General features: G+C 65.7%; 8 protein-coding genes, 1 tRNA gene and 1 pseudogene. 8 read left to right on the top strand and 2 right to left on the bottom strand.

All coding sequences use genetic code 11. The annotated features are described in order from the left end of the window. Positions 1-136: 136 nt before the first annotated feature. Positions 137-667, bottom strand: coding sequence for a hypothetical protein (locus tag ACVWY5_RS17615; protein ID WP_051375990.1), 531 nt, complete (start codon positions 665-667; stop codon positions 137-139). A 112-nt stretch (positions 668-779) separates the two neighbouring features. Here ACVWY5_RS17615 and ACVWY5_RS17610 point away from each other — a divergent pair, with 112 nt between their 5' ends. Both ACVWY5_RS17610 and ACVWY5_RS17605 read left to right on the top strand, forming a co-directional pair. Then, entirely contained in the window at positions 780-1,853 is a 1,074-nt protein-coding gene (locus ACVWY5_RS17610) for a hypothetical protein (protein WP_321177281.1), read from the top strand. Between the two features lie 244 nt (positions 1,854-2,097). Beyond that, positions 2,098-2,301, top strand: coding sequence for a cold-shock protein (locus ACVWY5_RS17605; protein WP_028336518.1), 204 nt, complete (start codon positions 2,098-2,100; stop codon positions 2,299-2,301). Between the two features lie 358 nt (positions 2,302-2,659). Here ACVWY5_RS17605 and ACVWY5_RS17600 read toward each other — a convergent pair. Further along, a tRNA-Arg gene (locus tag ACVWY5_RS17600) sits at positions 2,660-2,736 on the bottom strand. 287 nt (positions 2,737-3,023) lie between these two features. On the opposite strand from ACVWY5_RS17600, the pseudogene ACVWY5_RS17595 reads away from it, so the two are divergent. From ACVWY5_RS17595 to ACVWY5_RS17570, 6 genes and pseudogenes are all read left to right on the top strand, one after another. After that, positions 3,024-8,232 (top strand): annotated as a pseudogene (locus ACVWY5_RS17595) (alpha-2-macroglobulin family protein). Further along, positions 8,229-10,439 carry a penicillin-binding protein 1C gene (gene pbpC / locus ACVWY5_RS17590; protein ID WP_456671681.1) on the top strand — a complete coding sequence of 737 codons (2,211 nt, stop codon included), beginning with the start codon at positions 8,229-8,231 and terminating at the stop codon, positions 10,437-10,439. Before ACVWY5_RS17595 ends, pbpC begins: the two are co-directional and overlap by 4 nt. An 82-nt stretch (positions 10,440-10,521) precedes the next feature. After that, positions 10,522-12,267 (top strand): ArnT family glycosyltransferase, encoded by a 1,746-nt coding sequence (locus ACVWY5_RS17585; RefSeq protein WP_028331903.1) that lies wholly within the window; start codon positions 10,522-10,524, stop codon positions 12,265-12,267. Position 12,268: 1 nt separating this feature from the next. Continuing rightward, positions 12,269-13,114, top strand: a complete 846-nt coding sequence (locus tag ACVWY5_RS17580; RefSeq protein WP_028331904.1) for a phosphatase PAP2 family protein — start codon at positions 12,269-12,271, stop codon at positions 13,112-13,114. Positions 13,115-13,180: 66 nt separating this feature from the next. Beyond that, positions 13,181-13,972, top strand: coding sequence for a glycosyltransferase family 2 protein (locus ACVWY5_RS17575; protein WP_028352429.1), 792 nt, complete (start codon positions 13,181-13,183; stop codon positions 13,970-13,972). Continuing rightward, positions 13,972-14,310, top strand: coding sequence for a lipid-A-disaccharide synthase N-terminal domain-containing protein (locus ACVWY5_RS17570; protein WP_016845896.1), 339 nt, complete (start codon positions 13,972-13,974; stop codon positions 14,308-14,310). Before ACVWY5_RS17575 ends, ACVWY5_RS17570 begins: the two co-directional genes overlap by 1 nt. Positions 14,311-14,403 lie beyond the last annotated feature (93 nt).

Genomic DNA, 14,403 nt, shown 5'->3' with positions numbered 1-14,403 from the left:
GGCCACCATCGCCACGGACAGCGCCGCGGCGACCAGCAAAAACCTTTTCATATCGATCGCCCTAAAATAACTGTCTTTGAAAGGGCGACAGTGTCTCGCAACCCTCGGGCGAGTGCAAGCGGGGCTTTCTACGGGGTCATTTGCCTCGCACCTTCAGCCCAATTTCTACTAGCCGGCGGATAGCCTCGGGGCGGCCGGGCATGTCGGCTTGGTTGCGGCGCCAATCGTCAATTTCGGCAATGGCTTCGGGAGACCAGCGCTCGCCCACCTGGATACCAACGCCGGTGGCGGGGCGGCCCCTCGATTTTTTGGTAACTTTTTTGCTTGCTGACTTCATGAAAACATGGTACCAAAAAAGCAAGCCGGAGGGAAGCGCCAACTTCCTCTCCGGCTCTAACCAACGCGAGAAAGGATCTTCTTCGCCATGGCTACCAACAATTCTAGCACAAAACCGCTTTCCCGACTCTTCCGCGACCCCTATGTCGCAGCCGCATTCCGTCGCGCCGAAGACGACGGCCTGACCGGCGAACTGGTCGAGGCCGGTGAGCCCCGCCAGCGTGACGGTGGGGCCGCCGAGCGCATCCTCGAGACGGCGTAACGGAGGGTCCACAACAATGACAGCACATCGGCACAGCGCCGCGGGCGCTGAACAATTGTCGTCGTCCAAATTGATTCCCGATAGCCGCGCGACCGCAGGGCTGGGAGTCAAAAACGAGGGCGAACCTTCCGGCGCTTCGCAGATTCCCTCCGGCGGGACTGGGATGAACCGGAGGACACTGATGAACTCGCTAGTTGCGCTTCCTATCGCCGCCGCAACACCTGTTGCCGCACCCGCTTTCTTGGCTGCAACGGGGCGGCCCGATCGCAGGGCCCTGGAGGCCTACGCATCATGGTTGTTCATGGAGCGGCGTATTCTGTGCGGCGAGCTTTGGCCGCATATGGGCACCGTCGCCGAGAAGTTCGACTTCGCGGATAACGCGGGCTGGGGCTGGCACTTCCGTGGCGAGATCGATTGGCGCGACCACCCGCAACCCTCCACCCGTGCGGCGGCGGTCCTGGACCACGTTGGAGTGAATTGGAGGGGCCGCCCGAAAGAGGATGATCTCGGACTTGGTGAGGTCGACAACGGCGCCAGGCCGATGCTGCCCGCCAGTTGGCCTGAGCGCGATGGCGAGCTACGCGAGGCGCTCGAGAGCCTCAAGGCGCATGATCTGGCCCTTGCCGGCCTTCACAAGGCGCATGGCGATGAAGCAGACAGCCGGGAGGATTATCGGGAGTTAGAGGAAGCGCGCGACGACTGTCTATCGACCCTGATCAATACCGAAGCCTCCTCGATGGTGGGCGTACTCGCCAAGGCTACGGCCCTGCAACAGCAGGCGCTCATTGAGGACTATGAGGGACATCAATCGATCGCAATATCCCTCGCCGAGGATTTGGTTCGCCCGTCCCAGGCCTGCCGCGAGGTGGCTCCAGCAAAGACGATGGTGCCATCAGGGCATCCAGACCGCGAACTGATCGAATTGGGGGGGCAGTTCATCGAAATATCGCGGGGTAGGGATACAGCCCTTGCCACCCTCGAGGCCGCGGACGGTCGGGACAAGACGGCAGAGGCCGCGTTCGATGATGCGATGGATCAATTGCGTTCGATTTACGCTCGGATGATCGGGATACGCCCGACGACGGTCGAAGGAATGCGAGCCATCGCCTCAGCGGTCTTCCACTTCGAATGGGATGGCAAGGTGGAGAACTTCGACGGCACCATCGAAAGTACGGCGCTTGCTGCGCTGGTCGCCGGCCTGCTCGACAAGCCGCTCCCGGAGAAGCTGCCCGACTGGGCGGCAGCCTGGGCCTAGCAAGTCCCAAGGAAAAAGCGCCGCCGGTCTCAGAAATAATGCCCGGCGGCGTTCATTCCAAAACCTGGGCCCTGAAAAATTCCCAAGCGCGAGCAAACGTCAGTGCCCCCGCCCGAGTTGCTATTTTTGAGGGGCCAGTTTGGTTGCTGATTTGCTGACGGCTGTTTCTCCACGCGTCTTTATCCTTGCGGGACCTGACGCTCAGCGCTTAGGTTTCCCGCATTAGGACCAAAGGAGTTTTGTCTTGGCGACAGGTACTGTGAAGTGGTTCAACCCGACGAAAGGTTACGGATTCATCCAGCCCGATGATGGAGGGAAGGATGTTTTTGTGCATATTTCTGCGGTCGAAAGGGCGGGGCTGAGCAGCTTAAATGAGGGCGCGAAAGTCAGCTACGAAGCGAAGGACAATCGCGGAAAAACATCCGCCGAAAATCTGCGGGTGGGCTGACGCGCCAGGAACAAGGGGCAATGCCGGGAGTCATCATAAGCTCCCGCGATAGGTTGGCCCCCGACCGGGAGTTTAAAGCGGCCTTGGCGTTCCCCGCGCCAGGGCCGCTATCCTTGTTGTGCTGCATTGCCATGGCTCAGGAACAAGTGGCAGGCCGCGCTGGGGTCGCTTTTGAGCGCCCACCATTTCAGAACAAAGGCTAAACCGCCGTGTTGCGCCCATGTTGCGCGGAGTGATTTGTGGCGGCTGGTAACGCGTTGATTCTGCTGGTGTGGAGTCGCAGCGCCTTGCAACACGAAAAAGGGCGCTGGAACGAAGCCGAAACTGCAAGAAACCCTTATTTTATCGGCACAAATGCTGGCGATCCCGGCAGGATTCGAACCTGCAACCCGCGGAGTAGAAATCCGCTACTCTATCCAGTTGAGCTACGGGACCGTGGCGGCCTTGTAGCACCGCCATTATGAAAAATCCGCCTTTCCGCCAAGTCCGTCCGAACCGATTTTTGTGGTCGAACGACAAAGGCGAGCAGGGCGCCCGTCCTGCGTTGGCCTGTCCAGCCTGCCGAGCCGCACGATGCTGCCGCCGGGGCTGGTCAAAGGAATGTCGGCAATGCGATCTGCGACGTTTTTGTCCGTTCATGTCCGCGCCTTCACTCCGTCACCTTTTCGCGCACTTTTGGCCCCAACGCGGCGTGCGACCGCGGGGCGTTCAGGAGCTCCATCATGATCGGATTGGTTCGTGCCGCCACGATATGCGCCACGCTGCTGCTCGCCCTGGTGGGCGCCCAGGCCGCGGACAAGGCCTTCAAGCGCGACGATCTCGCCGATTCCGCGATCAAGCTGGAAGCCCAGATCAAGAGCGAGGCCGGCGCGGTCAACAAATCAGCCGCGACCCTGCGCACCGACGCTGACGCCGCGTTCAAGCGCAATGATTTCCGTGGCGGGCTGCAGATCCTCGGCCAGATCGCGGCGACCACGCCAGAGGACGGCGCCAACTGGCTGCGCCTCGCCAGGACGATCTTCCAGATCCGCTCGGCGAGCTCCAGCGAACAGACGTTCCTGATGGAGCGCGCCTCCACTGCCGCCTACATCGCCTATCAGCGCGCCGGCAATGCGGGCGAGGAGGCTGACGCGCTGGCCGTGCTCGGCAAAGCGCTTGCCGAGCGCAAGCTGTGGCGCCCGGCGCTGGACAGCTTGCGGCTGTCGCTCGACATGCGCGAGGTCGCCGATGTCCGCGGCCAGTACGAGAAGATGCGCGACGAGCACGGTTTCCGGTTGCTCGATTATACCGTCGATTCCGACGCCGCCTCGCCGCGGGCCTGCTTCCAGTTCTCGGAGGAGCTCGCCAAGCGCGTCGACTTCGCGCCGTATCTGGCGCTCGCCGGCACCGACAAGCCGGCCTTGTCGGCGGAAGGCCAGCAACTCTGCGTCGACGGGCTGAGGCACGGCGAGCGCTACAACATCAATCTGCGCGCCGGCCTGCCGTCGACCGTCAAGGAGACCCTGCCGAAATCGGCCGAGTTCAACATCTATGTCCGCGACCGCAAGCCGTTCGTGCGGTTCACCGGGCGGGCCTATGTGCTGCCGCGGACCGGACAGCGCGGTATCCCGGTGGTCAGCGTCAACACGCCGGCGGTCAAGGTCGACGTCTTCCGTATCGGCGACCGCAACCTGATCAACACGGTGATCGACAGCGACTTCCAGAGCACGCTGAGCCGCTACCAGCTCTCCGATCTCGGCGACCAGCGCGGCGTCAAGGTGTGGTCCGGCGAGCTTGCGACAGCGACCACGCTGAATCAGGACGTCGTCACGGCGTTTCCGGTCGACCAGGCGCTCGGCGACCTGCAACCCGGTGTCTATGTCATGACCGCCGCGGCCAAGGGGCCGGGCACCGACGACGACGGCACGCTGGCGACGCAATGGTTCATCGTCTCGGACATGGGCTTGTCGGCCTTCTCCGGCAATGACGGTATCCACGTCTTCGTCAACTCGCTGGCTTCGACCCAACCGGTCGCCAACGCCGACGTGAAGCTGGTCGCCCGCAACAACGAGATCCTGGCGACCCGCAAGACCGATGCGGCCGGCCACGTGCTGTTCGAGCAAGGCCTGGCCCGCGGCGAGGGCGGGTTGTCGCCGGCGCTGCTGACTGTCATGGGTGAGAAGGCCGACTACGCCTTCCTGAGCCTGAAGACCAACGCGTTCGACCTCACCGACCGCGGCGTCGCAGGCCGGGCGATCCCGGCCGGCGCGGACGCATTCGTCTACGCCGAGCGTGGCGTCTACCGCTCCAACGAGACCGTCTATCTGACTGCGCTGTTGCGCGACGGGCAGGGCAACGCCCTGACCGGGACGCCGCTGACCATGGTGATCGAGCGCCCCGACGGCGTCGAATTCCGCCGCGCCGTGCTGCCCGACCAGGGCGCCGGCGGCCGGATGCTGGCCGTGGCGCTCAATTCCGCGGTGCCGACCGGCACCTGGCGCGCCCGCGTCTTTACCGACCCGAAGGGCTCGTCGGTCGGCGAGACCACCTTCATGGTCGAGGATTACATCCCCGAACGGGTCGAATTCGATCTGACCAGCAAGGAGAAGGTGATCAAGGCTGAAGTTCCAGTGGAACTTCAGGTCTCCGGCCACTTCCTCTACGGCGCGCCTGCCTCGGGCCTGCAGCTCGAGGGCGACATGCTGGTGGCGCCCGCGGCGAACGGCCGGCCCGGTTATGCCGGCTATCAGTTCGGCGTCGACGACGAGCAGACCGCGAGCAACGAACGGACCCCGATCGAGGACCTGCCGGAGGCCGATGCCAATGGCGCGGCGACCTTCGCGGTGAAGCTCGAGAAGGTGCCGACGTCGACCCGGCCGCAGGAGGCCCAGATCTACATCCGCATGGCCGAGACCGGCGGCCGCTCGGTGGAGCGCAAGATCGTGCTGCCGGTGGCGCCTAGCGCCTCGCTGATCGGCGTCAAGCCGCTGTTCGGCGACAAGAGTGTGGCCGAGGGCGACAAGGCCGAGTTCGACGTCGTGTTCGTCGCACCGGACGGCAAGCAGCTGCCGCGCAACGGGCTGCGCTACGAGCTGTTGAAGCTGGAGTCGCGTTACCAATGGTACCGGCAGAACTCGTCCTGGCAGTATGAGCCGGTCAAGTCGACCCGACGCGTCGCCGATGGCGACGTCAACCTCGCCGCCGACAAGCCGATGCGCCTGACCTTCCAGCCGCAGCCCGGTCGCTACCGGCTCGACGTGAAATCGACCGATGCCGACGGTCCCGTCACCTCGGTGCAGTTCGACGTCGGCTGGTACTCCGACGGCAGCGCCGACACGCCCGATCTATTGGAAACCTCGATCGACAAGCCCGAATATGCCTCGGGCGACACCATGACCGTGTCGGTCAATGCGCGCACGTCAGGCAAGCTGACGGTCTATGTGCTTGGCGACCGCCTGCTGACCACCCAAAGCGTCGACGTCACGGAGGGCACCCGGCAGGTCAAGCTCCCCGTCGGCAAGGATTGGGGCACCGGCGCCTATGTCATGACGACGCTACGTCGTCCGCTCGATGTCGCCGCCGGGCGCATGCCTGGCCGCGCGATCGGGCTGAAATGGTTCGGCATCGACAAGAAGGCGCGCACGCTTGCCGTCGAACTGTCGCCGCCCGCGTTGGTGCGGCCGGGCTCGACGCTGAAGATCCCGGTCAAGCTCGGCGGGCTCAATCCCGGCGAGGATGCCAAGGTGGTGCTGGCCGCGGTCGATGTCGGCATTCTCAATTTGACCAATTACAAGCCGCCGGCGCCGGACGACTACTATCTCGGCCAGCGCCGCCTGACCGCCGAGATCCGCGACCTCTACGGCCAGCTGATCGACGGCATGCAGGGCACCCGCGGCCAGATCCGCAGCGGCGGCGACTCCGCCGGCGCCGAGCTGCAGGGCTCGCCGCCAACGCAGAAGCCGCTCGCACTCTATTCCGGCATCGTCACGGTCGGGCCTGACGGGACTGCCGAGGTGAGCTTCGACATCCCGGAATTCGCCGGCACCGCGCGGGTGATGGCGGTGGCGTGGAGCGCAACCAAGGTCGGCCGCGCCAATGTCGACGTGATCGTGCGCGATCCCGTGGTGGTGACCGCGACCTTGCCGCGCTTCCTGCTGACCGGTGACAAGGGCACCATCAGCATGGATATCGACAACGTCGAAGGTGCAGCCGGCAACTATGCAATCAGCGTCAAGGCGAGCGGCCCGATCAAGGCCTCCGGCAATTCGACTACGACGGTGAAGCTCGCCGCCAAGCAGCGCTCCTCGCTGTCGCTGGGTCTCGAGGCCGGCGGCGCCGGACGTGCCGAGTTCGACGTCGACATCTCCGGGCCGAACGGGCTGACGCTGGCGCGGCATTATGCGCTCGACGTCAAACCGGCGACGCAAGTGCTGGCGCGCCGCTCGATCCGCACGCTGGCAAAGGGTGAAAGCCTGACGCTGACCTCGGACATGTTCTCCGATCTCGTGCCGGGCACCGGCAGCGTTTCGGTCTCGGCGAGCCTGTCGACCGCGCTCGATGCCGCGAGCATTCTGAAGGCGCTCGACCGCTACCCCTATGGCTGCTCCGAGCAGATCACCAGCCGGGCGCTGCCGCTGCTCTATGTCAACGACCTCGCCGCCGGTGCCCATCTTGCGATGGACACCGCGGTCGACCAGCGCATCCGCGACGCGATCGAGCGGCTCCTCGCTCGACAGGGGTCCAACGGCTCGTTCGGCCTCTGGTCCGCGGGCGGCGACGACGCCTGGCTGGATGCCTACGTGACTGACTTCCTGACCCGGGCCCGCGAAAAGGGCTTTGCGGTGCCGGACGTGCTGTTCAAGAACGCGCTCGACCGCGTCAGGAACTCGGTGGTCAATGCCAACGAGCCGGAGAAGGACGGCGGCCGCGATCTGGCCTACGGTCTCTACGTGCTCGCGCGCAACGGCGCGGCACCGATCGGCGATCTGCGCTATCTCGCCGACACCAAGCTGAGCAACCTGGCGACCCCGATCTCCAAGGCCCAGCTTGCGGCGGCGCTGGCGCTGGTCGGCGACAAGGCGAGGGCCGAGCGGGTCTATGGTGCCGCGCTCGATGCGCTGAACCCGAAACCCCGTGATCGAGTTCGGCCGGGTCGACTACGGCTCGGCATTGCGCGACGCTGCTGCGCTGGTCTCGCTCGCGGGCGAAGGCAATGCGCCACGCACCACGCTGACGCAGGCCGTGCTGCGGGTCGAGGCGGCGCGGGGACTGTCGCCCTACACCTCGACGCAGGAAAATGCGTGGATGGTGCTGGCGGCGCGCGCGCTCGCCAAGGAGACGCTGGCGCTCGATATCAACGGCCAGCCGGTCAAGACCGCGGTCTATCGCAGCTACAAGGCCGAGGAGATGACCGGCCAGCCACTCAGGATCACCAACACCGGCGACGCGCCGGTGCAGGCGGTGATCTCGGTGTCGGGCTCGCCGGTCACGCCGGAGCCGGCGGCCTCCAACGGCTTCAAGATCGAGCGCGGCTATTTCACGCTCGACGGCAAGCCGGCCGATGTCACCAAGGCGAAACAGAATGACCGCTTCGCGGTTGTCCTGAAGGTGACGGAAGCCAAACCGGAGTTCGGTCACATCATGGTGGCCGACTATCTGCCGGCCGGACTCGAGATCGACAACCCGAACCTGGTGTCATCGGGGGATTCCGGCACGCTCGAGTGGATCGAGGACGGCGTCGAGCCGAAGAACACCGAGTTCCGCGATGACCGCTTCACTGCGGCGATCGACCGGGGTGCCAACGACAAGTCGGTGTTCACGGTCGCCTATGTCGTGCGCGCGGTGTCGCCGGGCAAATATGTGCTGCCGCAGGCCTATGTCGAGGACATGTACAATCCCTCGCGCTACGGCCGCAGCGGAACCGGCGCGGTTGAGGTGAAGCCGGCGAAATGAGTGATCGTGGAATGGGCAAGGACCGGCGCTCACATCTCTCCTCGTCATCCCCGAGTTTGACCCGGGGATCCACGTTTGCCGCGCGCGAGGAAGACGTGGATGGCCGGGTCGAGCCCGGCCATGACGGGCGCACCAAAGGGCTCGTTCTACGCGTCGTAGCCTGCTTCGTCGCCATTGTAATGGTCGCAACCGGCGCCTTCGCCGCCTGGGTCGTGTCGCTCGGGCCGCTGCCGCTCGACAAGGCGCAGCAGGTCTCGACCACGGTGATCGATCGCAACGGCAAGCTGCTCCGCGCCTATGCGATGGCGGACGGGCGCTGGCGGCTGCCGGTTGACGCGAAGACGTCAGTCGATCCCACCTATCTGAAGCTCCTGTTCGCCTACGAGGACAAGCGCTTCTATGAGCATCACGGCATCGATCCGCTGGCGCTGTCGCGCGCCGCATTCCAGCTTCTCACCAGCGGCCATATCGTCTCGGGCGGTTCGACGATCACGATGCAGCTGGCGCGGCTGATCGAGCCGCGCCACCAGCGCTCGGTCTACGCAAAGCTGCGGCAGATGGTGCGCGCGGTCGAACTGGAGCGGCAGCTCTCGAAAGACCAGATCCTCGATCTCTATCTTGCGCTGGCGCCGTTCGGCGGCAATCTCGAAGGCATCCGCGCCGCCTCGATCGCCTATTTCGGCAAGGAGCCGAAGCGGCTGTCGCTCGCCGAAGCCGCGCTGCTGGTGGCGCTGCCGCAATCGCCGGAGCGGCGGCGGCTCGATCGTTACCCGGACGCCGCCCACGCCGCGCGCGACCGCGTGCTCGAACGCATGGTGGAGGATGGCGTGGTGTCGAAGGACGATGCCGCGCAGGCCACGGCGACGGCGGTGCCGAAGATGCGCAAGCAGATTCCGATCCTGGCGCCGCATTCGTCCGATCAGGCGATTGCGACGATGAAGGATGCGCCCATCATCAAGCTGACGCTCGACGCCACGCTGCAACGAAACCTGGAGGCGCTGGCGCGCGACCGCGCCATTGCGCAGGGGCCTGATGTCTCGGTTGCGATCGTCGTGGTCGACAATGAGACGGGCGACGTGCTCGCGCGCGTCGGCTCGGCGGATTATTTCGACGAGCGGCGGGCCGGGCAGGTCGACATGACGCGCGCGGTGCGCTCGCCGGGCTCGACCTTGAAGCCGTTCATCTATGGGCTTGCCTTCGAGGATGGCTTTGTTCATCCCGACAGCCTGATCGAGGACCGGCCGATCCGCTTCGGCACCTACGCGCCGGAAAATTTCGACATGACATTCCAGGGCACGGTGCCGATCCGCAAGGCGCTGCAATTGTCGTTGAACGTGCCGGCGATTGTGCTGCTCGACCGGGTCGGTGCCAGCCGGTTGTCGTCACGGCTGAAGCAGGCCGGCACCAGTCTCGTGCTGCCGAAGGACGAGGCGCCGGGCCTTGCGATGGGTCTCGGCGGTGTCGGCATCACGCTGCAGGATCTCGCTCAGCTCTATTCCGGCCTGGCGCGGCTTGGCGCCACCAAGCCGTTGCGCGAGATCATGCAGGAGAATGACGGCCGCGACACGATGCGGCTGATGGATCAGGCCGCGGCCTGGCAGGTCGGCAACGTCCTGCTCGGCACGCCGCCGCCGGAGAACGGCGTGCACAACCGGATCGCGTTCAAGACCGGCACCAGCTACGGCTATCGCGATGCCTGGTCGGTCGGGTTCGACGGCCGCATCACGATCGGCGTCTGGGTCGGCCGTCCCGACGGCGCGCCGGTGCCGGGTCTGGTCGGCCGCACCGCCGCGGCGCCGATCCTGTTCGACGCCTTTGCGCGCACCGGCAAGATCCCGGCGGCATTGCCGAAGCCGCCACGCGGCGTGCTGGTCGCCAGCAACACGAAGCTGCCGCCGCCGCTGCGCCGGTTCCGGCCGCTCGGCGAACTGGTCCGTAGCGGCAACGACCAGGCCCCGCACATCCAGTTTCCGCTGAACGGCTCGCGCATCGACGTCGATCAATCCGAGGACGGCCGCAACGCCGCGCTGCCGGTCAAGGTCGCCGGCGGGGTGCTGCCGCTGACGGTGCTCGTGAATGGTGTCTCAGCCGGGGACATCGACAGCCGGCGGCAGCGCCTGATCGAGCCGCCCGGGCCGGGCTTTGCGCGGCTCACCGTGATCGACGCCACGGGGGCCGCGGATACCGTTGTGATCCGCGTGCAATGATCGCACGGGAAAGCGGAGCGGCACGGTCGGAAAGCGGAACAGCACGGTTGTTTGCGGTGCGGTTTCATCGTATGCGAAACCCATGGTGGATGGCCTCCAACCCCGGCGCTTCGGAGCAGGGCAACAGTCTGTAAAACCTGCGCATTCGAGCCGCAGGCTGTTCATGGCGTTCGAGTTCGCAACGGCCAGCCAATGGCGTTCGATCCTGTTCCTGACGCTGACCTGCCTGGTGCTGTTCCTGCCGGGCTTTTTCACCATCCCGCCGATCGACCGTGACGAGGTCCGCTTTGCCCAGGCGACCAAGCAGATGGTCGAGAGCGGTGATTTCGTCGACATCCGCTTCCAGGACGACGTCCGTTACAAGAAACCGGTCGGCATCTACTGGCTGCAGGCGGCGGCGCTGAAGACCGTCTCCGCGCTCGGGGTGCCGCGCGCCCAGGTCCGCATCTGGGTGTACCGCCTGCCGTCCCTGATCGGCGCCATCGGCGCTGTTTTGCTGACCTATTGGACGGCGCTTGCCTTCGTGACGCGGCAGGGGGCGGTGCTGGCCGCCTTGATGATGGCAAGCTGCGTGCTGCTCGGGGTCGAAGCGCGGCTCGCCAAGACCGACGCGATGCTGCTGCTGACAGTCACCGCGGCGATGGGCGCGATGGCGCGAGTCTATCTGTCGTGGCAGCGCGGCGAGGATCCTGCGCATCCGTCATGGGGCCCGCCCGCGGTCTTCTGGACGGCGCTGGCGGTCGGCATCCTGCTCAAGGGGCCGCTGATCCTGATGTTCGTCGGCCTTGCCATGGCCGGGCTTGCGATTCTCGATCGGTCGGCGGCCTGGTTCTGGCGCATGCGCCCAGTCTGGGGCCTGACGTGGACCCTCGTGCTGGTGCTGCCGTGGTTCGTGCTGATCTTCCTGCGCGCCGGCGAGACCTTCTTTGCCGACTCGGTCGGCGGCGACATGCTGAGCAAGCTCGGTGCACAGGAATCCCATGGCGCGCCGCCTGGAATCTATCTGCTGCTGTTCTGGATCACGTTCTGGCCCGGTGCGCCGCTGGCCGGCATGGCGGCGCCTGCGGTTTGGCGGGCGCGGCGCGAGCCCGGTGCGCAGTTCCTGCTGGCCTGGCTAATCCCGTCCTGGATCGTGTTCGAGGCGGTGCTGACCAAGCTGCCGCATTACGTGCTGCCGCTCTACCCGGCGATCGCGATCCTGACCGTCGGCGCGCTGGAGCGGCGCGTGCTGTCGCGCTCGCCCTGGCTGTTGCGGGGCGCCGCCTGGTGGTTCGCGATTCCCGCATTCGGCGCGGTGCTGGTGATCGTCGGCGCGATCAAGGCGATCCATCAGCCGGTGTTTCCGGCCTGGCCGTTGTTCGCCGTCGCGATGGTGTTCGGCCTGATCGCGTGGTGGTTGTTCGAGGACAGCCGCGCCGAGCGCTCGCTGCTCAATGCGGTGATTGCCGCGGCGCTGATGGCAGCCGGTACCTATGGCGTGGTGCTGCCGCGGCTCACCACCGTATTTCCGAGCCAGGAGGTCGCACGCGCCTTGCGCAACGTGACCTGCGTCGGCCCGAAGGCGGCAGCCGCCGGCTTCCACGAGCCGAGCCTCGTGTTCATGACCGATACCTCGACGCTGCTCACCGACGGATCGGGCGCCGCGGATTTCCTCGGGCAGGGCTCCTGCCGCTTCGCGCTGGTCGAACAGCGCTCGGAGCGTGCCTTCGTGCAGCGCGCCGAGGCGATCGGCCTGCGCTACAACGCACCGGTGCGCGTCGAGGGCTACAACATCTCGCAGGGCAAGGCGGTCTCGATCGCGATCTTCCGTTCCGAAGGGACGGAATGACATGCCGGCGCTGCCAGCCACCCCGGAATCCGCCAACTATTTCGGACGATTGCTGACGCTGGTTTGGCTGTCCTTTGCCCAACTCGTGCGGGCGCCGTCGCATTCGCGCCGCGCCGAGGCGGCGCGCCGTTCCGCGCGCCACGGACTTTTGCTCGTCGTCATCGTCGGCGCCGTGATCATCACGCTGATGTATGCGTTCGATGTCACCGAGATAAGTCTGATGCCGCCACGCGGCACGCCTGGTCTGTGGTGGGTGAAGACGCTCACCGATTTCGGCAAGGACGAGTATGTGCTGTGCGCGCTTGGCCTGCTGCTGATCGCGGTCGCGCTGGCGGCGCCTGCGCTGCGCGGCGTGCCGCGCGCCACCTTGCTTGGCTTCGGGACGAGGCTGCAATACCTGTTTCTGTCGGTTGTGCTCTCGGTCGCTGTCGGTGAATTGATCAAGTGGATCGTCGGCCGCGGGCGGCCCTTTGTCGGCGGCAAGGCCAATGCCTTCAACTTCCAGCATTTCGCCGGCACCGAGGCCTATTCGAGCTTTCCGTCGGGACATTCGATCACCGCGTTCGCGTTGGCCTTTGCCGTGTCCGCGGTGTGGCCGGGCGCGCGGTTCGCGATGCTGATCTATGCGCTGGTCATCGCCGCAACCCGGCTCGTGCTGCTGGCGCATCATCCGAGCGACGTGGTGGCCGGCGCGCTGGTCGGGGTGATCGGCGCAATGGTCGTGCGCTACTGGTTCGCCGCCCGCCGCCTTGGTTTTGCCATTCATCGCGACGGCACTGTGGTGGCGCTGTCAGGACCGTCGGACGGGCGTCTCAAAAGGGTTGCGAGGAGCGCCTTCGCCCCATAAAAGCGGTCGCCCGATGGCCGGATCGGGCTGGTTCCATCGCCGACAACACCAACCACGAGTGCCGATTTGCCTGCTCCCGACCAGATTCCGGTCGCCGTTTCCATCGTCGTGCCTGTGCGCAACGAGGCGGACAATATAGCGCCGTTGATCGCCGAGATCGCGGCCGCGCTCGACGGACGTTGGGCCTACGAGATCGTCTACGTCAATGACGGCTCGACCGATGCCACCGGCGAGCGGCTGAGCGCGGTCATGGCCCGGCGGCCCAATCTCCGGCAGCTCCGCCACGCGGTCTCGTCGGGCCAGTCGGCGGCCGTGCGCAGCGGCGTGCGCGCCGCGCGCGGCGCGATCGTGGCGACGCTCGACGGCGACGGGCAGAACAATCCCGCCTTCCTGCCGGACCTGATCGCGGCTGTCGAGAGCGGCAACGGCCGCGTCGGCCTCGCCGCGGGCCAGCGCGTCGGGCGCAAGGATACCGGCTTCAAGAAGCTGCAATCGCGCATCGCCAACGCGGTGCGCGGCATCATCCTGCGCGACGGCACCCGCGATACCGGATGCGGCCTGAAGGCGTTTCCGCGCGAGGTGTTTCTGGCGATGCCTTATTTCGACGGGCTGCATCGTTTTCTTCCGGCACTGGTCCGCCGCGAGGGGCTGGCGATTGCCTATGTCGATGTCGTCGATCGGCCGCGCCATTCCGGCGTGTCGAATTATGGATTTTTCGACCGGCTCTGGATCGGGATCATGGATCTCGCCGGCGTGTGGTGGCTGATCCGCCGCAAGAAGCCGACGCCGGTCGTCACTGAAGTGGTCGCTGAAGTGCCCGGTGTCACTGGCGTGCCGGGCGTGACCGAGGTGAAGTGATGCTGATTCAGTACGGTCAGGCGTTGAGCGCCTATCTCTACGACGTGTTCATCGCCAAGTTCGACTTCTGGCTGGCGTTCGGCCTGATCGCGCAATTGTTCTTCACCGCGCGCTTCCTCGTGCAGTGGATCTCCAGCGAACGCGCCGGCCAGAGCGTGGTGCCGATGGCGTTCTGGTTCTTTTCGATGGGCGGCGGCCTGATGACGCTGATCTACGGGCTTGCCAAGCGCGAGCCCGTCATCATCATCGGGCAGGGTCTCGCCACGCTGATCTACATCCGCAACATCATGCTGATCGTGAAGAACCGCGGCCGCGGGTCGAAAACGCTCGATAGCTGACTGCCGTCATCGTCGGAGCGGCGAGCGGTATGCCGGGCCTTGTTCGGCAATCTCGATAGATTCCAGCATAGGGCTCAGCCCGGCATCAATTGC

It is taken from the genome of Bradyrhizobium sp. USDA 3256, from assembly GCF_054058275.1.
The sequence above is the reverse complement of the archived record's forward strand: the minus strand, read 5'-3'. Positions and strand labels throughout refer to the sequence as shown.